At 31.0% G+C, this 21,666-nt stretch carries 14 protein-coding genes, 2 rRNA genes and 1 riboswitch; of the genes, 2 read left to right on the forward strand and 14 right to left on the reverse strand.

Annotated features, from left to right (window positions below; all coding sequences use genetic code 11):
• Positions 1 to 12: 12 nt before the first annotated feature.
• Positions 13 to 762, reverse strand: coding sequence for a YkgJ family cysteine cluster protein (locus ACK2WN_RS07530; RefSeq protein WP_300529394.1), 750 nt, complete (start codon positions 760 to 762; stop codon positions 13 to 15).
• A gap of 179 nt (positions 763 to 941) precedes the next feature.
• Between ACK2WN_RS07530 and ACK2WN_RS07535 the strand changes: the two genes are divergently transcribed.
• A complete protein-coding gene (locus ACK2WN_RS07535; RefSeq protein WP_040410605.1) occupies positions 942 to 1,190 on the forward strand; it encodes a hypothetical protein in 249 nt (82 codons plus the stop codon).
• Positions 1,191 to 1,198: 8 nt separating this feature from the next.
• Positions 1,199 to 1,543, forward strand: coding sequence for a hypothetical protein (locus ACK2WN_RS07540; protein WP_329998926.1), 345 nt, complete (start codon positions 1,199 to 1,201; stop codon positions 1,541 to 1,543).
• Between the two features lie 216 nt (positions 1,544 to 1,759).
• Here the strand turns inward: ACK2WN_RS07540 and ACK2WN_RS07545 are convergent, their stop codons facing one another.
• The 13 genes from ACK2WN_RS07545 to ACK2WN_RS07605 form a co-directional block, all read right to left on the reverse strand.
• Positions 1,760 to 5,143, reverse strand: coding sequence for a cell wall-binding repeat-containing protein (locus tag ACK2WN_RS07545; RefSeq protein WP_416155271.1), 3,384 nt, complete (start codon positions 5,141 to 5,143; stop codon positions 1,760 to 1,762).
• A 313-nt stretch (positions 5,144 to 5,456) separates the two neighbouring features.
• Entirely contained in the window at positions 5,457 to 8,966 is a 3,510-nt protein-coding gene (locus ACK2WN_RS07550; RefSeq protein ID WP_416155272.1) for a cell wall-binding repeat-containing protein, read from the reverse strand.
• 310 nt (positions 8,967 to 9,276) lie between these two features.
• Complete coding sequence (locus ACK2WN_RS07555) at positions 9,277 to 12,567, reverse strand: cell wall-binding repeat-containing protein (RefSeq protein ID WP_416155273.1); 3,291 nt, start codon at positions 12,565 to 12,567, stop codon at positions 9,277 to 9,279.
• Between the two features lie 496 nt (positions 12,568 to 13,063).
• Positions 13,064 to 13,582: a peptidylprolyl isomerase gene (locus ACK2WN_RS07560; protein WP_334304218.1), complete on the reverse strand. Its 519-nt coding sequence runs from the start codon at positions 13,580 to 13,582 to the stop codon at positions 13,064 to 13,066.
• A gap of 90 nt (positions 13,583 to 13,672) precedes the next feature.
• Positions 13,673 to 14,431 carry a patatin-like phospholipase family protein gene (locus tag ACK2WN_RS07565; RefSeq protein ID WP_329998920.1) on the reverse strand — a complete coding sequence of 253 codons (759 nt, stop codon included), beginning with the start codon at positions 14,429 to 14,431 and terminating at the stop codon, positions 13,673 to 13,675.
• Between the two features lie 69 nt (positions 14,432 to 14,500).
• Positions 14,501 to 15,793 (reverse strand): M18 family aminopeptidase, encoded by a 1,293-nt coding sequence (locus ACK2WN_RS07570; RefSeq protein ID WP_416155274.1) that lies wholly within the window; start codon positions 15,791 to 15,793, stop codon positions 14,501 to 14,503.
• 55 nt (positions 15,794 to 15,848) lie between these two features.
• A complete protein-coding gene (locus tag ACK2WN_RS07575) occupies positions 15,849 to 18,116 on the reverse strand; it encodes a DUF3553 domain-containing protein (protein WP_414698394.1) in 2,268 nt (755 codons plus the stop codon).
• Between the two features lie 116 nt (positions 18,117 to 18,232).
• On the reverse strand, positions 18,233 to 19,048 hold the full coding sequence (locus ACK2WN_RS07580) for an energy-coupling factor ABC transporter ATP-binding protein (protein WP_416155275.1): 816 nt from the start codon (positions 19,046 to 19,048) through the stop codon (positions 18,233 to 18,235).
• A gap of 32 nt (positions 19,049 to 19,080) precedes the next feature.
• Entirely contained in the window at positions 19,081 to 19,761 is a 681-nt protein-coding gene (cbiQ, locus tag ACK2WN_RS07585) for a cobalt ECF transporter T component CbiQ (protein WP_201416658.1), read from the reverse strand.
• 102 nt (positions 19,762 to 19,863) lie between these two features.
• A complete protein-coding gene (locus ACK2WN_RS07590; protein ID WP_050754681.1) occupies positions 19,864 to 20,226 on the reverse strand; it encodes an energy-coupling factor ABC transporter substrate-binding protein in 363 nt (120 codons plus the stop codon).
• Positions 20,189 to 20,920, reverse strand: coding sequence for an energy-coupling factor ABC transporter permease (locus tag ACK2WN_RS07595; protein ID WP_006440549.1), 732 nt, complete (start codon positions 20,918 to 20,920; stop codon positions 20,189 to 20,191). The genes ACK2WN_RS07590 and ACK2WN_RS07595 overlap by 38 nt, the downstream gene beginning before the upstream one ends.
• A 219-nt stretch (positions 20,921 to 21,139) precedes the next feature.
• Positions 21,140 to 21,324, reverse strand: a riboswitch (cobalamin riboswitch).
• Between the two features lie 59 nt (positions 21,325 to 21,383).
• Positions 21,384 to 21,500, reverse strand: a 5S ribosomal RNA gene (gene rrf / locus ACK2WN_RS07600).
• 68 nt (positions 21,501 to 21,568) lie between these two features.
• Positions 21,569 to 21,666 (reverse strand): 23S ribosomal RNA (locus ACK2WN_RS07605); the annotation flags it as partial.

The raw sequence follows: 21,666 nt of genomic DNA on the forward strand, positions 1-21,666 counted from the left end.
CACTCTTCTTTGTTATCTTATTTTTTTGCCTACAGACACTATCTTTTTAATTTTTCTAAGCACTTTTTCTCCTTTATCAAAGTCCTGAGAAATTTTTATTTTCATATTATATGATGTATCTGTAAAGAATAATGAGTCTATAAAGTACTCCACTATTCCTCTATCTCTAAAATCTATGTCTATCATTCCTTTTGAATATATCTGAGAATCCAATATCATTATCTGGTCTAGGTAAGAAAGTCTTTCTTCTTTAGATAGTCTTTCTCCACTATCTGGGATGAATTTCTCACAGTACTCTATTCTATACTCTACAACGTCCTCGTTTATCTCAAATCCGTATCTAGCTTTCATAAGATCTCTGTAATCTCTATTCTTTTCTTTTATAGAGTCTAGGTTTAAATTGTAGTCGCTTTTGTACCAGTGACCAAATATTCTACAGTTTAATGGTCTAACTTCATATATTGCACATCTTTTGTTTTCATCAAGGAATGGACATGGTTTCTTTTCTTTGTATTCCATAAAGTAGTAGTCCAAAACCTTGTCGATGTATTTGTTGTATATTTCAGGTCTTTCTTTTAGATATTTGTATATATTTAAAAACTCAGTTAAGTTTATTCCAACGGATTCCATGCAGCATTTTGCACAACCTTCACATTTTCCTGAAGGTACTGTATCGTATATTTTATTTAATTTTTCAAATATGCCATTTTTTTCAGCATAAGCTATAGATTTTTCTATTTCATCTCTTTTTATACTAGCCATCTCAATACCCCTTTGTAATGTTTGATTCTTTTATTTTAACATATATTAGCCTAATTTACATATATTCCATCAATTATGCATATTTCAATTTATATTGCTTGATTAGGAGCTTTTTCGTATAATTATATTATTAATGATAAAAATTTTTATAAATTTAGAAATACTGATAGGAGGACATTATGAACAGATATACAAAATATATAAATATGATGGGAAGTTATTATACAAAAGACTTCGAAAAGGAAAAGAAAAATATCGTTAAAGTTAGAGAAGTTAAGGAAGAAACAGTTAGAAAATTCTTCTTACAGGGAGATTGTGAAGTTTTAGTAGTGTTTGAAGATACTGGAAAAGAAATACTAATAGATGACTTCTCTCCAGAAGAAGAAATAAAAAAATATTTAGGACCTAAATTCCTTAAAAAGAGATAGGTGATTCGATGATTTATAATATCGGAAATTTAAAGCTCGATTCTGATTTTGAGTTTAGAGTTATTAGAGAGTCTGATGAGGATATTGATATTTTTGTAGATATTAACTACAGAAGTGTTGATATAGACGCATCTGACAGTAGGATGTTTAGCTCTCGTATCCAGTTTCCATTTGTTAGAGCGATTATTTTGAGAATAGACAAAGAAGGATACGATATGACAGTACATATGCTTAGAGATATTGATTTACTGTCTGCATTTGCTAATTTTGAGATAGATTTTTCTCACTCTACAATCTCGATAAAGAACGAGTACGAAAAAGTTGTTATTGATAGGATATTCGACAGATTATAAAAACAAAAAATGACCCGATTTAAACCATCGGGCCATTTTTTGTTTTTAGCTTTGTTTTGTTTTTAGTCTTTACATTCTTAATACATTTCGTACTATACTATTTTACCATTAGTCGATAGTATATTTCAATAATTTTCTTTTGATTATTATATAAAGCTCTATAGAAATTCTATAGAGCTTTAATATTTTTGTATAATCTCTTATTAAAATAAAATATTATTTAAATATATTTGAAGTAACTGCTGCTTCTCCACCTATAACATAGTAATTTTTATATTTATTGTTTTCCATATATTTTCTAGTGTTATCGTGAAGTCTGTTTGGTATTGTAAGTACAACTGGAGTGTTTTTCTGTGATGCATAGTAGCTTACAGATAATGAGTCAGCAAATGCTTCTCCACTAGCCATAAATATTCCATCTGTATTTGCAAAGAATTTTTCTGCTATTTTTGCAGATGTTTCATATCTATTAGCTCCAGATATTCTATCTACTTTTTTGAATAGTTTTTCTACTTCTTTTCCAACAGCCTTATCTCCACCTACGATTATAGCTTCTTTTATATTGTTTTTAGCTAAGAAGTCTTTAACTTCTTTTGAAACATTGTTTCCATTTGCTAGAAGTACTAGTATTCCTTCTTTTGAAGCATATGGTGCTATTGATACAGCATCTGGATAGTTTCTTCCGTCAGCTATTATAACTTTTCCTTTGTTTCCAAGTGTAGATATAGTTTTGTTAGCAACTTTTACAGCAGTATCAAATCTATCTTTTCCTGCAAGTTCTGATACAGTTGCTGAGTGAGATTTAGCAAATTCTTTTACTTTGTTTTTGTTAGACGCTGATATAGATCCTCCACCAACTAATACTATTTCTTTAGCGTTTAATCTATCTACTTCAGCTAATACTTTGTCTATTGTTTTATCATTTACTAATAGTATTGGACCATTTCCATTAGCAGTTAAAGAAGCTGCACTTAATGCATCTGGGAATTTTTCTCCAGATACTAAGTATGCTTTTTCTGATTTAGAGAATGCTTTTTTACTTACTTCTAGAGAAGTTTCGTATCTAGTTTCACCCTCTATTCTTTCAGCAACGTTAACTTTCATACCTGGTCTTTTTAGGTAATCTGTATGTTTAGCTGAATAAGCATCCATTAAGTTCATTATTTTGTCCATTTCGTGTTTTTTAGATGGTTCATCACACCAAACAGCCTGCATACTTGCTATTGTAGGAACACCTAAGCTATCTCCTGCAACTTTGTTGTAGTCAAATTTTTCTATATTTGCCATTGCATCTTCGTATTTGTATGGAAGTTTGTTGTCTTCTGTTTTGTAGCTTCCTAATACCCAGTACCATCCATCATTTAAGTTTACTATCTGATGTCCTTTGTCGTATAGGTATGCTGCTGGAGCTGTGTAGAATTCCCACCATCCAGCTGTCCAATAAGATATGATTATATCTTTATCAAATTTTCCATATTCATCTTTTTTGTTGTAGTATATACCGTCGTTGAAGCACATTGGTTTCATTCCAGCATCTTTTATTATTTTTGATAAATCGTTTACATAAGTTACAAATTTAGGGTACATTCCTTCACCCTGAAGTCTACTCCATCCGTTGTAGTATCCTTCTTCAGATGAATCTATATCATTTGCATATTCATCACAACCGAAGTTGAATATTTTGCTTCCTTTTTTAGCAAAGTATGTTGCATATTTCTTTACTAATTCTTTGTTGAATTCTATTGCTTCTTTATTGTTTAAGTCTATTGTTCTTGTTGATTTTTTACCGTTATGGCTATACTGTGGATTCTTTATTCCTAAAGCTTCCATAGCATTTAATATACCGTCCATATGACCTGGAGAGTTTATTACTGGTATTATTCCCATACCTAATCTTTTCGCTACGGCTAATATTTCATCCATTTCTTTTTCTGTTAGGTAATCTCCATTAGGGTCTTTGTAGTATATATCATTTCCTTTAGTTATTGCTTTTTTAACGTCTTCACTTTTGTATGTTTTACCATTTACTTTTATGTCCATATTATCTAGTGCAAAACGAAGTCCATCATTTCCTAGTATTAACTGAACATCTGTGTATCCATTTCTATGTGCTTTCTCTATTATCTCTATTAACTGATCTTTTGAGAAATATTTTCTACCTGCATCTATTGAGAATATAGCAGATTTTTTCTTTTTGCTTGTAGCTACTTTTAAGTTTGCAGTAGCTTTTGTTATTTCGTTTGCCATAGCATCTACTTTTGCCTGGTCTGATAATTTTTCACCATATGTTACAGATGCTATTGCTCTATTTAGATTGTATGCTGTTTCTTCTGTGTATTTAGCTAAGTCTTTTGGTGCTTTTTTTATTGCATCTTCAACTTTAGCATAGTTAGCTTTTGGATATATGTAATCTTTGTTCTGATTAGCAAATAATTCCATTAAACCTTTTACTATTTCTGGTTTGTATTCTTTCTGTGGTTCATCACACCAAGTACAAGCCATACTTCCAACTATTGGAAGTGGTTTTTCATTGTCTGCTGTTCCAACTACTCTGTCAAATTTGAATTTTTTCATACTGTCTGTAGCCATTGCAGAACCATACCACCAACCTTCTCCGTTACGTCCAACAACATAGTACCAGTTGTCGTTTGTGTTTAGTATTTTAAATCCTTTTTCTATTAAGTATTTAGCTGGAGCTGGAGAGTATCTATCAAATCCTGGAGTCCAGTATGCAACAGTTATATCTGTATCTACTGTTCCATTTTTTTCGTCCTGGTTGTAGTATATACCATCGTTGAAACATATTGGTTTCATATTGTTTTCTTTTACCATTGCAGACATATCATTGATATAGTCTATGAAGTCATCGTATAGTTTTTCTTCCTGAAGAACTAAGAATCCTGATTTTTTACTTGGTCCATGATATGTTGCATCATTTGCATATTCATCAGCACCAAAGTTGAAGTATTCTACTTTTCCGTTGAAGTATTTTGCATATTTTTCAACTAATTCTTTTGTAAATTCAACTGCTTTTGCGTTGTTTAAGTCTAGAGTAGTTTTAGAAACTGTTCCCTGATAGTTGAATTTTGGATTTTCTATTCCTAGAGCTTCCATTGTATTTAATATTGCATCCATGTGTCCTGGGCTGCTTATAACTGGAATTATTTTAACGTTTTTTGATTTAGCATGTGCTAATATAGCTTCCATGTCTTTCTGAGTTAAAACTGTTCCATTTGGATCATCGTAATATTTTTTTGTTCCGTTTTTTATAGCTTCTTTGACATCATCGCTCGCATACGTTTTCCCATTTGCCGTAATTGTCATGTCATCTAATACTAATCTTAGTCCGTCATTACCAAATAATAACTGAACGTGTGTGTATCCTGTTTTGTTTGCAGTATCGATTATTTCTTTAATCTGATTTACTGAGAAAAACTTTCTACCTGCATCTATTGAGTATACACTCATTTTTGTGCTTATTCTTGCATCTGTTGTTTTTGTTTCAGCAGCTGAAACTGTAGCCATTCCTGCTGATAATGGTGTTACCATTGTCATACAAGCAACTAAAAGAGATGCAATTGCTTTTTTAAATTTGCCCATAAGTTCCTCCTACAAATTTATTAAATTTTAATTTTTTTGGTACATACTCATAATTTTTATATACTTGAAATTTTTATAAATATTTAATATGTTTTATATGGTATATACCAATATTTTGTACTTATATTTTATTAATTTTTATTTAACTTGTAAATAGTTTTTTTATTATTTTACTAACTAAATTTTCTTTAAGTGTAATTTTATATTTTTGATATAATAAGAAAAAAAGTCGAGAAATAATTTTTTTAATATAATTTCTCGACTTTAATTTATTTTTTATTTAATTAATGGAATTGTTCTTAATATTAAATACTTAATTGTTTATAGCTTCTTTTATCATTTCAACTACATTTTCTGTAACGGCATTTACACCACCTATTATAGTTGCTTTTTCTATTTTGGCATTTTCTGTATATAATTTTACAGATTCTGGTAAATTATTTTTCTTAACTAAAAGTACTGGTGCATGTTTTTTAGCTGCATAGTTTCCAGCTATTAACGCGTCTGGGAAGTCTTCTCCTGTTGCATATATAGCTAATTTAGTTGTTGGATATATTTCATTAGCTATTTTTGAAGCTGTTTCATATCTATCTTTTCCACCGATTCTTCTTACTGATTCAGCTCCATCATAGACATTAGCATCTTCTTTACTTCCTTTTACTATTTCAAATCCATTATTTATTTCTTTTTCAACTTCTTTAGAAACTGCTTTATCAAGACCTGCTATTTTAACATTTTTAACGTCATATTCAGCTAAAGCTTTTTTAGTTTCTTCTGGTATAGAATCTTTTTTAGTTAAAAGTATTGGAGCATTATCTCTAACTGCCATTGATGTCATTGCTAATGCATCTGGGAAGTTTTCTCCAGAAGCTAATTCTACAACTTCTTTGTTTCCTTTTTCTCTTATTTTATCTGCTATTTTTCTAGCTGTTTCATATCTATCTTTTCCAGCAAATCTTACAACTTCATAACCTTTATTTTTAAGTTCATCAACTACTTTTTTAGAAACTGCTTCATATCCTCCACTTATGTAGATTTTTTTAGCTCCTAATCTTTCTATTTCTTTTAAAGTATTTGTTGCTAATTTATCTTTATTTGTTAATAAAGATGAAGCATTTTCCTGAGCAGCAAGAGGATTTGCTGCTAAAACATCTGTAAATCTATCTGCATTTGCTAATACAACAACATTTGTTCCACTTGGATATAACTCTTTACTTGATTCAACTGCTGTTTCTATTCTATTAGCTCCTTCTAATCTATTTACTTCCACTTCTGGTTTTTCTGGTTTACTTGGTGGTACTACTATTCCTCCACCATTGTTGTTATCTGTATTAGGACGAACTAAATAGTCTTTATGTTTTTCTGAGAATCTATCCATTAACTGCATTATTCTATCCATGTCATGTGCTTTAGATGGATCATCACACCAAACAGCCTGCATACTTCCTATTGTAGGAACACCTGTATTATCTCCCGCAACATCATTGAATCCTTTATTTTCTATATTGGCTATAGCATTTTCAAAGTCATATGGAAGTGGTTCATCTTTAAAACTTCCTAATACCCAATACCAAGCGTCATTTAAGTTTAGTATCTGATGTCCTTTTTCATATAAGTATGATGCTGGTGCTGTGTAGAATTCCCACCATCCTGCTGTCCAATAAGATATTATTATATCTTCATCAAATTTTCCATATTCATCTTTTTTATTATAGTAGATACCATCATTGAAGCACATTGGTTTCATTCCAGCATCTTTTATAATTTTAGATAAATCATTTACATAGTCTACAAATTTAGGATACATTCCTTCACCCTGAAGTCTACTCCATCCATTGTAGTATCCTTCAGCAGATGAATCTATATCATTTGCATATTCGTCGCAACCGAAGTTGAATATTTTACTTCCATTTTTAGCAAAGTAAGTAGCATATTTTTTAACTAATTCTTTATTGAATGCTAATGCTTCTTCATTGTTTAAGTCTATTGTTCTTGTTGATTTTTTACCACCATGAGTATACTGAGGATTCTGTATTCCTAATGCTTCCATAGCATTTAATATACCGTCCATATGACCTGGTGAATTTATAACAGGTATTATTCCTATACCTAATCTTTTAGCATATGCTAATATTTTATCCATTTCAGTTTCTGTTAGATAATCACCATTTGGATCTTTGTAATATATATCATTTCCTTTTGTAATAGCTTTTTTAACATCTTCACTTTTATATGTTTTACCATTAGCTTTTATAGTCATATCATCTAAAGCAAAACGTAAACCGTCATTACCTACTATTAACTGAACATCTGTATATCCATTTCTGTAAGCTTTATCTATTATCTGTATTATCTGGTCTTTTGAGAAATATTTTCTACCAGCATCTATAGAGAATATAGCTTTTTTATCTTTTTTAGTTGTTGCTACTTTAAGTTCTGATATTTCTTTTATTATAGCATCTGCCATTGCATCTACTTTAGCCTGATTTTCAACTTTTTCTCCGTATACAACTGCTTCAAAAGCTTTCTTTAATTCATGAACACTTTCTTCTGTATATTTAGATAAATCAGAAGGTATCTGTGCTATAGCTTCTTCTACTTTTGTATAGTCAGCTACTTTGTATATATAGTCTGGATTCTGCTGCGCAAATAGTTCCATTAAACCTTTTACCACTTCTGGTTTATATGTTTCACTAGGAGTATCACACCAAGTACAAGCCATAGCTCCTACTATAGATATTTCTTTGTCATTAGCAGTTGGTACATGAGTAAATTTATTTTCTTTCATACCTTTTGTTGCCATATCAGTCCCATACCACCAACCAGATTTGTTTCCATCACGACCAACTACATAATACCACTGATCATTAGTATTTAATATATTAAAACCTTTTTTTCTTAGGAATTTAGCTGAAGCTTGTTCATAATGATTAATACCTGTTATCCAGTAAGCAACTATTATATCTGTATCTATTGTTCCATTTGACTCATCTTCTTTATAATATATACCATCATTGAAACATATAGGTTTCATATTATTTTCTTTTATTGTTGCTGATAAAGAATTTATATAACTTACAAATTCATCATATAAGCCAAGCTCCTGTAAAACTAAAAATCCTGATTTTTTTTCAGGTAAAGCTGTATTATTAAGCGTTGAATCATTTGCGTATTCATCTGCACCAAAGTTAAAGTATTCTACTTTTCCATTGAAGAATTTAGCATACTTTTCAACTAAAACCTTAGTAAAATTAACTGCTTTTTCATTGGCTAAATCTATAGTTGTTTTAGAAACATACCCCTTATAATCAAATTTAGAATTTTCTATTCCTAAAGTTTCCATAGCATTTAATATAGCATCCATATGCCCTGGACTACTTATTACTGGAATTATTCCTATATTTTTTGTTTTAGCATAAGCTAATATATCTTCTATATCACTCTGTGTTAAAACTGTTCCATTTAGATCATCATAATATGTTTTTGTTCCATTTTTTATTGCTTCTTTAACTTCATCACTAGCATACGTTTGCCCATTCGCCATAATTGTCATATCATCTAGTAATAATCTTAAACCATCATTACCAAATAATATCTGTACATGAGTATACCCTGTTTTTTCTGCTGTGTCTATTATTTCTTTAAGCTGTTCTACTGAGAAAAATTTTCTACCAGCATCAATAGAATAGACACTCATTTTTGTTTTTAAATTTGTTTGTTTTGTTTCAGCTGCTGAAACATTTGACATTCCTGCTGATAATGGTGTAACCATTGTCATGCAAGCAACTAAAAATGTTGCAATTGCTTTTTTAAACTTGCCCATAATTTCCTCCTATAACAATTCTTTTTAAAACTGGTATCTTCCTAATCAAAACGTATTTATGTTTCATAAGGTATATACCAATAATCACTTTCTTATATTTTATATTATTTTTTTTTTTTGTAAATATTTTTTTATATTATTTTTAACTAATTTTGAATTTTTATTTATTCTAATGAAATCAAATAAATTAAAAATATTTTTTACTACATTTCAGATTCAAAAAATAAAAAAGCTAAGAAGTTAATCTATTTTTAATAACTTCTTAGCTTTTTACAATACAGATTATCATGTATCTTTTTCTTTATATTTTCTATTTATTTATCGCCGCTTTTATTAAATCAAACACTTTATCACTGACAGCATTTACACCACCAATTACAGTTACTTTTCTAATTTCTGATTTTTCTGTATAATCTCTTACAACTTTTGGTAGAGTATCTCTCTTAACAAGTAGTACTGGAGCATTTTTTCTTCCTGCATAATTTCCTGCTATCAACGCATCTGGGAAGTTTTCTCCTGTTGCATATACTCCAAGTCTTGACATTGGGCAAGAATTTGCAGCTATTATTGTTGATGTTTCGTATCTATCTTTTCCACCAAATCTATTTATTGATTTCGCTCCATCATAAACATTTGAATCATCCTTTTTATTTTTATCTATACTAAATCCTTTGTCTATCTGTTTTTCAACTTCTTTTGATACAGCTTGGTCTAATCCACCAATTTTTATATTTTCTATATCCCATTCTGCTAGTGCCTGTTTTGTGTATTTAGGGATAGAATCTTTTTTAGTTAGTAGTATTGGTGCGTGATCTTTAACTGCTAGAGGTGTCATACATAACGCATCTGGGAAATCTTCTCCTGAAGCAAGTTCTGCTGCATTTGTATTTCCTTTTTCTCTTATTTTTATTGCTATTTTTCTAGCTGTGTCGTATCTGTCTACACCGTCAAATCTGAATATTTCATATCCTTTTGCTGCTAGTTCGTCTACAACTTTTTTAGATACTGCATCATATCCGCCACTTATGTAGATTTTTTTAGCACCTAGTCTTTCTATTTCTTTTAGTGTTTTTTCTGGTATTTCGTATTTATATGTTAGTAGAGCTGATGCTTTTTCCTGTATTGCAAATGGATCTGCAGTTAGTACGTCTGTGTATCTTTCTGCATTTGCAAGTACTACGGCATTTGTTCCATTTGGATATAGGTCTTCACTTGTTTCTACTGATGTTTCAATTCTGTCGTTACCTTCTATTCTGTCTGGATCTGTTGGTGGTGTTACTATTGTTCCACCTCCGCCACCACCAGTGCTTTTAGCTTTTACTGTTACTTTTATAGTTTTTTCAGTTGTAGCACCCACTGAATCTGTAACTGAATATGTTACTTTGTATTCCCCTGGTTTGCTTATATCTACTGTGTTTTCTTTTATGTTGTTTTGAGTTAGAGTTATTTTTCCATCTTCTGCATCTGTAGCTGTTACATCTTTTAGAGGATCGAAGTTATCTCCAACATATATTTCTTTATCTGATGCATTTATTACTGGTAAATTGTTTGTTGGTAGTTCTTTTACATATGTTAGTACATTTTTTGTCTTTTGACTCTGTCCTATTTTCAAATCTGGATTCATATATTTGCTTGGTATGAAGTATCTTCCTAGTGTAGCCTTTAGAGCTTCTGCTTCTCCACCAGCTGCTTCTGAGTATTCTACTAGTTTTGTTCCTTCTGTTTTTTCGTCTTCTATATTTTCTTCAGCACTTGTTATACTTATAGGATTTGTTCCATTTATTTTATTTAATTTATTTGTAACATTTATAAATGTTCCTGTATTTAAATATACATCATCTTCCTTATTTATTTCTGTATCTCCCGAAATTTCTAATAATCCACCTGCTCCTCTTTCAATATAAACCCCTTTACTATACCCTAAACCTTCTTGTTTTGATGTAATACTATTATCCTTAATATTTGTTTTTCCTTTTAATTCTAAACATCCCGCATTTATATAAATACCTCCACCTTGATAACTAGCTTCATTAGCAAATATATTGCAATTTTCTAATATTACCCTTCCTTTTTTAGATATGTCTACAAATACTCCTCCACCATATCCAAAATTGTATTTTTCTGTTTTTGCATTTGGAGATACTTTATTATTATTTATTGATGTATTCTTTAAAGTTATTTCACTATCTCCATATACTCTTATTCCTCCACCAGCTTGATTTGTTGCTTCGCCTGCTTGATTTTCTTTTATGCTACTATCTTCTATTGTTATATTACTATTTTCAAAATAAGCTCCTGCTCCACCTTGTAGATTATTTCCATCTGTTGTATTTTTTGATATTGTTGCATTTTTTATAGTACCATTACTATTTTTTGTGTAAATTCCTCCACCATAAGTCTGTATCATTCTCCATTCATTCCCAAATTCACTAGAACCGTTATTAGCAATTTCTACATTTCCATTTTCCCCTATTTTTAAATTTGTATCTTCAGCGTATATTCCTCCTCCATAACAAGTTCTACCATTATAAGGAATTTTATTTTTAATTATTTTCCCATTATTTATCTCTAATTTAGATTCATTTTTTGCATAGATTCCAGCACCATTCATTGCTTCATTATCAGAAATTTCACCAGAATTCATTATAAAAGTACTCCCTTCTCCTTCTACAAAAACACCACTTCCACACATACAACAATCTTCACCTTTAGGTACAATTCCATTTTCTTTAATCATACCACCATTCATAGTAAAGTTAGCACCCTCTCTAACTTGAATTGATGCTCCTTCAGCATAGTTAGCTCCTAAATTATAGTTTCCACTTACTTCTCCGCCTTCCATAGTAAGTGTAGCATTCTCTCCTTTAACCACAACAGCCGCTAGTTCAACATTTCTACTTGCCTTATTTACTGTGTACCCAGAAATTTTTGCACCATCATTTATTACCATATTACCATTACAAAGAATCAACCCTAAATTACCTTGACTATTGTTATTATATCCATCACTTGTATGAACTGTTAATTTACAATTTATAGTTAAATTTCCACCTTCATTTACTTTTACAAAATTCGCATATGTAAGCATTCCTTCATTTTCATAATTAGGTGCTTCTATAATCAAATCTCCATCTATAGTCAAATTTCCATCTTTTTCTACTACAAACTCTCCTTTGTCAGGCATATTTGAAGTTCTTTGTATAATTGTATTATTTTGAGCTACTATTGTAATGTTTTTATTAGATTTTATAATTATAGCTTCATCTGAACTATTTTTATTTATGATTCCATTACTACCATCTAAAATAATTTTAGTTTCAACATTATCACTTGCATTTTCAATATTACTTTTTAAATCATTCCAGTTAGATACTGTTACTTCTTTTACATTATTGTTTTGATTTTTATTTCCATTATTTTGTTCTTCTTTATATTTACTGTTATCAATTTCATCATATGTTGTTAATTCTTGGCGTAAATTAGTTTGTTCTACACTTGTATTATTCTTTTCTATTTCTTCACCATTTAATGCCATTGATTCTTGACTTACCGTAACAATCATAGCTGTTGCTGCTAAAAATGATATTAATTTTTTATTCATATTCCACATCTCCTTTACCTACACATTTAAATACGAATATTCCACAAATTTGCTCAAGTTTAAAATTTATTTTTCCTTAAGCTATTTTTTAACCATCTCCCTTAATTAAATTTAATTAATATTCTCATACATAATGTTATCAAAAAAAAAAAAAAAAACAATGCTTTTTCTTAATTTTATTAATTAACAAAGGATATTTATTTGTAACTTTAAAGTAGATATTTCAATTATTCATTCACAAGCCTTAAAAAGAATACTCTATTAATTGTTTTAACGTTCCACTAGATACGAATATTAAATTTATTTTTATTTTTAATATTCTTTTTTAAACTTCTAATTAACCTCACATTATATTCAAATTAGTATTATTTTATTATTAAGAAAAATTTATAAGCTTAATTAAGTAAATAGACAAAAAAATAGACTAACTAATCTAGTAACATTTACTAGAATTAATTAGTCTATCTTATAATTTTATTAAATTTTTATTATTTTATTAGAATTTTTCTACTTCTGGGTAATCTTTACCTAAAGTATCAACTGTAACACATTTCATAACCTGTGGAGTAGTTGGTTTATCTCCCCAACCAGTCTTAGTAGTTGCTATCTCATCAACAACATCCATACCTTCTATTACTCTACCAAATGAAGCATACTGTCCATCTAGGTGTGGAGAGTTTTTGTGCATTATGAAGAACTGAGATCCAGCTGAGTTAGGATCCATTGTTCTAGCCATTGAAAGTACTCCTCTTTCGTGTTTTAAGTTGTTAGTGAATCCATTTCCTGTGAATTCTCCTCTTATTGAGTATCCTGGTCCACCCATTCCTGTTCCATCTGGGCATCCACCCTGTATCATGAAGCCTTCTATTACTCTGTGGAATCCTATTCCATTGTAGTATCCTTTGTTTATTAAGCTTATGAAGTTGTTAACTGTGTTTGGAGCTATGTGTGGGTAAAGTTCTGCTTTTATTATTCCACCATTTTCCATTTCTATTGTTACTATTGGATTGTTCATTTCTATAGCCATTTAAATATCCTCACTTTCTTTATTCTCAGTATATTATACCAAAATATATACCCGTATAATATACTATTTTAACCGATATTATTTAAATTCTTTAACTAATTCCTGTCCTATTTCATATCCATCAGCAAATATTTTTCTACAGAAGTCCATGTTAAGATTTAGTGTAGCACCTGGTTCAAATTTCTGTTTAGGTCTAGCAACTACAAATTTATCTGCACCAAATTCTTCGATTAATTCTTCTGGCACTTCATAGTCGTTCTGAGTAGATATTATTACTATTTTATCTGGGTTTACTTCAAGTACTGGCTCAACTATAAGGCTTCTGCACATTCCACCGTCTAAGCATTCCCCTTCGTAAGCACCTTCTGCTACATCCTCGATAAATCCTTCTTTGAACCCTTTCTGTTTTATAGGATTAAATGGAAGAAGTGAGCTGTATTTTATACATTCTAGACATTCATTCTTATCTAGTTTTGAAGTTTCAACTATTTTTTCTTCTATACATTTGTCGTGAACTTCTACATAATTTACATATAGAGGTATTTCTGCTCTGCAATCTTCTTCAAGCATGTATAATCCTTTTATTAGGTTGTCGTTATTTACTTTGTTATCCACTATTTGTATACTTGTACCGCCAAGATTTTCTTCAACGTTGTTCCATATATATGCTAATTTTTCCATATTTCCAGTGGCTAGAAAGTATCCATTTATTGCACCTATTGAAGTACCAGAAATTGCTGCATATTCTTTTATTCCATTTTCGTAAAGAGCTTTTACAACACCCGCTTCATAGGCACCTTTTGCACCTCCACCTTCCATACATAGAGCTATTTTCATTTTCCCATCTCTCTTTCATATTTTCATTTTACTATAAAATAAATTTAATAGTTTATAGAATATTATACCCTATATTTCATAGAATTTCACAAAAGTTTTGTAAGTATTGTAGAAATCCTCGCTGCATCCTAGTTCTCTTATAGAGTGCATTGATAGTATAGGCGCGCCTATGTCAACAGATGGTATGTCTATATGTGTAGAAGATATTGGACCTATTGTGCTTCCACCTCTTTGGTCGGATTTATTTACAAATTCTTGATATTCTACTCCACACGCTCTACAAATTTCTTTGTAGACAGAGATTGAATATCCATCGCTTGTGTATGCCTGTCCAGCGTGAACTTTTATTACAGGACCTTTTCCCATAACTGGTCTGTTTGTAGGATCTGCCATGCTGTTTACATTTGGATGTACAGCGTGTGCTAAGTCTGAAGATATTATGAATGAGTTTTCTATTGCTTCAAAGAACTGCTGTCTGTCTTTACCAAGAGAGATGCATATTCTTTCTAGTATGTTTAGAAGCATGTTTGAGTCGGCTCCCTGTTTTGTAGAGCTTCCTACTTCTTCATTGTCAAATCCTACTGCTATGCTTATTCCTGATTTTGAATTTGAGTCTAGTAGTGCTTCAACAGATGAGTAGTACATTGAAAGGTTGTCTAATCTTCCTGTAGATATGAATTCTCCATTAGCTCCTGTGAAGCATCCTTTTTCGTACTCGTATAGGAATATGTCGAAATCTATTATTTCTTCTACTTCTACATCCAGTTCAGATGCTAGAAGTTTTACCATGTAGTTTTCTTTTTCTAGCTGCTCATTTATTAATCCAACAAGAGGAAGCATATCAGTCTGTTTGTTGTATTTATATCCGTCATTTATGCTTCTATTCATGTGTATTGCAAGGTTTGGTATTATGCAAACTGGTTTGTTTATGTTTACAATTTTTTCTACTGGCTTAAATGGATTTTCTCCTCTTAAAAATACTCTCCCTGCCATAGCAAGTGGTCTATCAAGCCAAGTGCTTAAAATCATTCCACCGTATCCTTCTGTGTTTAGCTTTAGATATGCGCCACAGCTTTCTATTTCAGCATTAGGTTTAATTCTAAATCCTGGTGAATCTGTATGTGATCCTATTATTCTAAATCCTTCTTTTTCAACTTTATCAGAGTTTACTTTAAATGCTACTAATGCCGAAGAATTTTTTGTTGTGTAGTATTTTTTGCCCACTTCTAGTTTCCAATTTTCTTTTGGATTTAATTTTTCAAATCCGTTTTTTTCAAGCATTTCTGCAGATACTTCAACTGCATTAAACTGTGTTGGACTTTCGTATATGAAATCTAACATATTTTCTGCAAATTTTTTCATTTATTTCACATCCCAATTTTTATTTTTAGTTTGTTTTATTCTTTTGATTAGTTTTTTATTCTTTCACTAAGTCTAGTGTAGTGTATTCTTTGTTTATTTTTTTGATTCCCTGATTTTCAAATGCTATTGTTACATCACTTCCAGCCATTGCAACTACTGTTCCAACGCCGAATTTTGGATGATATACTTTTGATCCTAGTTTAATATCCTCAGGTTCTGCCATTTTATTTTCATTTTTATTTGTTGCATTCATTTTTTTAGCAACTTCTTCTCTGTTCATGCTATTCATGTATTTTTTAGTGTACTTGTCTAATATGTTGTAGCTGCTCTTAGTGTATGTTAGCTCTCTTTTGCCCATGTATAGTTTCTCTATACACTCATCTGGAAGCTCCTCTATAAATCTAGACTGTATAGCATGGTTTGTTTTTCCGTAAAGAGTTCTTTTTTCAGTCATTGTAAGGTATAGTTCTTCCCTAGCTCTTGTAATTCCGACATAGCAAAGTCTTCTTTCTTCCTCTATATCTGAGTCTTTCATAGATTTTATTGCTCTAGAAATTGGGAATAATCCTTCTTCCATTCCTGTTATGAATACAACTGGGAATTCTAAACCTTTAGATGTATGCATTGTCATTAGAGATACTCTATTTGGCTCTTCATCTTCAGTCGTTTCTGATGTAAGTGCCACACTCGTTAGGAATGTTTCTAACGATTTATCTTCAAGATTTTCATCATCGCTATTTTCAAATTCAAGTGCAATAGATATAAACTCGTTTAAGTTGTCTATTCTATCCTGAGCTTCTTCATATTTACCATTCATGCTATTCTGATTTTTCTTCATTTCTTCTTCTAGCTCGTATATGTATCCTGTGCTGTCTAGTACTTTTTCTATCAATTTGCTTACAGGATATACTTCTTTTATTGCTCTAAGAGTTCCTACTAAATCTACAAAGCCATTTATCTGTTTTTTAGCTTTTGTTGATATTTCTGAGTTTGAGTCTATGTCTAAAAGTACAGAGTACATACTTTCCTGTTTTAGGCTCGCTCTGTCCTCTATTTTTTCTATTGTTCTAAGTCCTATTCCCCTTCTTGGAACGTTGATTATTCTTTTTAGAGATATGTCGTCCTGAGGGTTTGCAATTATTCTAAGGTATGCAATTAAGTCTTTTATTTCTTTTCTTTCATAGAATTTTGTTCCTCCATATATATTGTAAGGAACTCCGGCTCTGTTAAGTGCATCTTCTATAGGTCTAGCCTGTGCATTTGCTCTGTAAAGTACTGCACAATCGCTGTATTTTCTTCCTTCGCCCTGCACTTTATCTATTATCGTTTCGGCTATAAATCTTCCTTCTTCTAATTCATTTTCTGCTAGTTCTATTTTTATTTTTTCGCCTTCAGTTTTTTCACTCCAAAGTTTTTTTCTTTTTCTTTCTATGTTGTTTGAGATTACGTGGTTGGCTGCATCAAGTATTACCTGAGTTGATCTGTAGTTCTGTTCTAATTTAACTACAAAAACATCATCGTAATCCTTTTCAAATTCAAGTATGTTTCTGATGTCGGCACCTCTCCATCCGTATATACTCTGGTCGTCGTCACCTACGACACATATATTTTTGTGCCCCATTGCTAATTGTTTTATAAATTCGTACTGAGCCATACTTGTATCCTGATACTCGTCGACCATTATGTATCTAAATCTGCTTCTGTAGTAGTCTAGTACTTCTGGATTTTTCTTGAATAGTTCTACAGTTTTTATTATTAAATCGTCAAAGTCAAGTGCACTGTTTCTTTTTAATCTGTCCTGATATAGAGAGTATATGTCCGCAATTTTAGACATTCTTGGGTCTCCAGCGCAGTCGTCTTTGTACTGTTTTGGAGATTTTAATTTATCTTTTGCACCTGATATATAGCTTATTACTGTTTTAGGTTCAAATGCCTTGTCACTTATGTTTAATTCTTTTAAACAGTCTTTTATTAGCGTTACCTGGTCAGCAGCATCGTAAATTACGAAACTTCTGTTGTATCCTATTTTGTTTATGTCTTTTCTAAGTATCCTTACGCAACAAGAGTGGAATGTGCTAATCCACATATCTTTTGTGTCTGATTCTACAGTTTCTTCTACTCTTTCTCGCATTTCATTTGCCGCTTTGTTGGTAAATGTTATTGCAAGTATGTTTGCTGGCTGTACACCTTTGTCTATTAGATGTGCTATTCTAGTTGTAAGCACTCTCGTTTTTCCCGAACCAGCTCCTGCAAGTATAAGAACAGGTCCCTCAGTTCTCTCAACCGCCCGTCTTTGAGACGGATTTAATGTATCTAAATTCATTATCGTGTTCTCCTTTTGTTCGATTATAATATATATTTTAAGCTATTATAAGAATTTTTACAATGTGAACAAAAAAGGAGCCGTTGCATTAATTTTGCCTCAGCTCCTTAATATTTTTATTTGTACTGTGCGAATTTTGTTTTTATTATTTCTAAGTTTGTTTCATTATTATTAGTTTTATTGTTTTTTAGTTCGTTGTAGATTTTTATTATCCAAGGTGTTTTTAATCCAGCGTTTTTTATCATTTTTTCATCTATGAATACATCGTCTGGATTTCCTTCTTTTATTATTTCTCCCTTGTTCATTACGTATACATAGTCACATATTTCGTATATCAAATCCATGTCGTGGCTAGATATTACTACTTTTGTGCCATTTTTTTTCATATTTTTTATTATTTCTACAACTGCATCTGTACTTCTTGGGTCTAGTCCTGATGTAGGTTCGTCTAAGAGTACTGTTTCATTTTGCATAGCGATTACTGATGCTATTGCAACTCTTTTTTTCTGCCCATAGCTTAAAAATTGGACAGGCTTATCTATAAATTCGCTTCCATTTACAGCCTCTAGTGCTTTTTCTATTCTTATTTTTATTTCTTCTTCATCCATACCTATGTTTCTCATAGTAAATGCTATATCGTCGTAAACTTTAGAGTAAAATATTTGTTTCTCTGGATCTTGGAACACCATTCCTACTCTTTTTCTAAGATTGTATAAGTCTTTTTTCCCGTACTTTATTTTTTCCCCATTGTACAGAATTTCTCCTGATTCTGGCTTTAGTATTCCAGTCATATTCATAAATAAGGTAGATTTTCCACATCCATTTTCACCGATTACTCCAATTATATCTCCTTTTGAGAAATCCATATTTATATTTTTTAATGCATGTTTATTCTTTTCATATTTAAATGATAGGTTTTCTATTTTATACATATTTTCACCATCCTAATATCTTTGGAATTTCATTATATGTGGAATTTTCCATCAAATAATTTCATATCTAGTGCTATAGACATATCTTCGTATCTTTTCATCATCCTTTTGTAGAGCATATTTACCAATAACCCCAATGAATTGTATGAGTTTTTCATTCCCATATACCCCATTTTCATTTCCTGAGATTTGTATATTTCGTGTACTTCTTCTAAGAATATGAATATAAATCTATAGATAAGCATAGCAATTTCTATTACATTGTCTGGTATGTGTAGTTTTTTAAATACTTGTATTAACTGGTTAAACGGTGTTGTAAGCATCAAGAAATATACACATGTTAGACACGATATTGATCTTGCTAGTATTTTTAATGCACTAGAAAGTCCAAATTTTGATATTCCCATATATGTACTTCCAATAGTAAAATATGTCAACATATCTGTTTTTTCTGTGGATATGCTTATGATTATAGCCAGTATGCTCATTACCATAAAGATTAATGGGATTGAAAGTAGCTTTAGATATTCACTTATTCCCATTTTGGATGTAGATAGTATTATTATCGACATAGCAGTTATTATAGCTATTTGATATACTGGATTTTCTATTATTAATGATATTATTAAAAATAGTATGGAGAATATTGTTTTTATGTATGGATTTTTTTCGCTAAGACTATTTGTGTATGCGTATTTATCTATTATTAGCATCTCTATTCTCCTCCTTTTATTTTAGATATTAGAAAAGCTGCAAGTAATGCAGCTCTCCCTAATTATTATTATACTTTTTATGTTATTAATTGTCATTTTTTATTATTCTTTATCGTCGCTTTTTTCACTTGTTTTAGCTTCAAGTTCTTTTCTCATTTCTTCTCTTCCAGATTTTTTACCTTTTAAGTTCCCTAGTATATAACCTATTATTCCTGCTCCAAATGCAGCCTGAGTTGAGAATAATAAACTTTCTATTTCTCCACTTGGTGGTTCATAGAAACTCGCAAACCATGGTTCATATTCTGGATTTATTTCTGTTATTGCTTCCTCAGCGTGACCATCAGCTCCTCCGTATTCAGCACCTGGGTTTACTACTAGTGGAAGTACTATTAATGCTATTGCTAATATTATTAGTAATATGTTAGTTTTAGTTGTTTTTGACATTAAAATCAACTCCTTCCACATTTTCAACTATTAGGTTGTATACGATTACTGTTAATATACCTTCTGCTATTGCTATTGGAACCTGAGTTACAAAGAATATTCCTAAGAATTTTATAGCAGATGCCATTACTCCACCTGTAGCAGCTGGGAATGCAAATGCAAGCTGGAATGATGTTACAGTGTATGTAGCTAAGTCTCCAAGTGCTGCAGCTAAGAATACATTTACTTTTCTATTTTTGCATACTTTTTCCATTCCTTTGAATATAAGGTATGATACTATTGGGCCAACTATTGCCATTGAGAATGCATTTGCACCTAATGTAGTTAAACCACCATGAGCAAGTAAGATTGCCTGGAATAATAATACTATTGTACCAAGTACAACGGTTACTCCTGGTCCAAATAATATTGCACTTAGACCTACACCTGTTGGATGTGAGCAACTTCCATTAACTGATGGAATTTTAAGAGCTGATAGTACAAATACGAAAGCTCCACATAAAGCTAATAGTACTTTTTTCTTTGGCTCTTCTTTCACTATTTTGTTGATTGATCTTATACCAACTATGAAGAAAGGTATAAATACTATAGTCCATATTAAAGACCACTGCTTTGGAAGGAATCCTTCCATGATGTGCATTGCACTAGACTGTACTGGATTTAAAACCACTAGCATAAGTGCAGCTGCAAGAACTGATTTCATCTTTTCTTTCATATTTCTCTCCTTTGATTATATATATTTTAAGACATTCAAATATAAAAGAGAGATTTGTTTCAAGAATTTTTGTTTAATCAACCTACTCTAAAATAACTCAAAAATAAAAAGTCCTACAAAAACTGCAGGACTCAGAAATTTCTATATAATATCTTCTCAAAATTAAAAATTAGCTTTTATAATACTATATTTTCAAGAAACTTTCCCCATCCCCGAAGAAATTTACTCTATATTTTCGGCAAGTCTCCTGGCTTTGCTTCATCCTACTCATTAACCTTCCCATAATTTATAATTACAGTGGCTTTATTCTAACTTTCGTCAGCTTCACAGTAACGGGGGCTGCTCAGGTCTTTCACCTGATTCCTTATTAATTCCTTGCGGAAACCGAAAACTATTTATATTCAATTTGTCTTATTAACTTTATTATACTATAGTTTTTTATATTATTACATAAAAAAAGATTACGTGGCTACGTCCTACTCTCCCAGGGGCCTTCGCCCCAAGTACCATCAGCGATAGAGAGCTTAACTTCTGTGTTCGGAATGGGAACAGGTGTATCCTCTCTTCTATAATAACCACATAATCTTTATTTTCAGAGATTGTACTCTGAAAACTACATACATATTAATCAAATCACCAAATATTTTCTTGGTCAAGTCCTCGACCTATTAGTATCGGTAAGCTGCATACATTACTGCACTTCCACCTCCGACCTATCAACCACGTAGTCTTCATGGGGTCTTACT

The sequence above is a fragment of the Peptacetobacter sp. AB800 genome, assembly GCF_047807365.1.
Classification (GTDB): Bacteria; Bacillota; Clostridia; order Peptostreptococcales; family Peptostreptococcaceae; genus Peptacetobacter.

Bases quoted from the DNA above. Each gene is read 5' to 3' on its own strand.
- ACK2WN_RS07550 (WP_416155272.1), bottom strand. From the start codon at position 8,966: ATGGGCAAGTTTAAAAAAGCAATTGCAACATTTTTAGTTGCTTGCATG.
- ACK2WN_RS07590 (WP_050754681.1), bottom strand. From the start codon at position 20,226: ATGTGGAAGGAGTTGATTTTAATGTCAAAAACAACTAAAACTAACATA.
- ACK2WN_RS07570 (WP_416155274.1), bottom strand. From the start codon at position 15,793: ATGAAAAAATTTGCAGAAAATATGTTAGATTTCATATACGAAAGTCCA.
- ACK2WN_RS07555 (WP_416155273.1), bottom strand. From the start codon at position 12,567: ATGAATAAAAAATTAATATCATTTTTAGCAGCAACAGCTATGATTGTT.
- ACK2WN_RS07530 (WP_300529394.1), bottom strand. From the start codon at position 762: ATGGCTAGTATAAAAAGAGATGAAATAGAAAAATCTATAGCTTATGCT.
- ACK2WN_RS07595 (WP_006440549.1), bottom strand. From the start codon at position 20,920: ATGAAAGAAAAGATGAAATCAGTTCTTGCAGCTGCACTTATGCTAGTG.
- ACK2WN_RS07545 (WP_416155271.1), bottom strand. From the start codon at position 5,143: ATGGGCAAATTTAAAAAAGCAATTGCATCTCTTTTAGTTGCTTGTATG.
- ACK2WN_RS07535 (WP_040410605.1), top strand. From the start codon at position 942: ATGAACAGATATACAAAATATATAAATATGATGGGAAGTTATTATACA.
- ACK2WN_RS07575 (WP_414698394.1), bottom strand. From the start codon at position 18,116: ATGAATTTAGATACATTAAATCCGTCTCAAAGACGGGCGGTTGAGAGA.
- ACK2WN_RS07580 (WP_416155275.1), bottom strand. From the start codon at position 19,048: ATGTATAAAATAGAAAACCTATCATTTAAATATGAAAAGAATAAACAT.
- cbiQ (WP_201416658.1), bottom strand. From the start codon at position 19,761: ATGCTAATAATAGATAAATACGCATACACAAATAGTCTTAGCGAAAAA.
- ACK2WN_RS07565 (WP_329998920.1), bottom strand. From the start codon at position 14,431: ATGAAAATAGCTCTATGTATGGAAGGTGGAGGTGCAAAAGGTGCCTAT.
- ACK2WN_RS07560 (WP_334304218.1), bottom strand. From the start codon at position 13,582: ATGAACAATCCAATAGTAACAATAGAAATGGAAAATGGTGGAATAATA.
- ACK2WN_RS07540 (WP_329998926.1), top strand. From the start codon at position 1,199: ATGATTTATAATATCGGAAATTTAAAGCTCGATTCTGATTTTGAGTTT.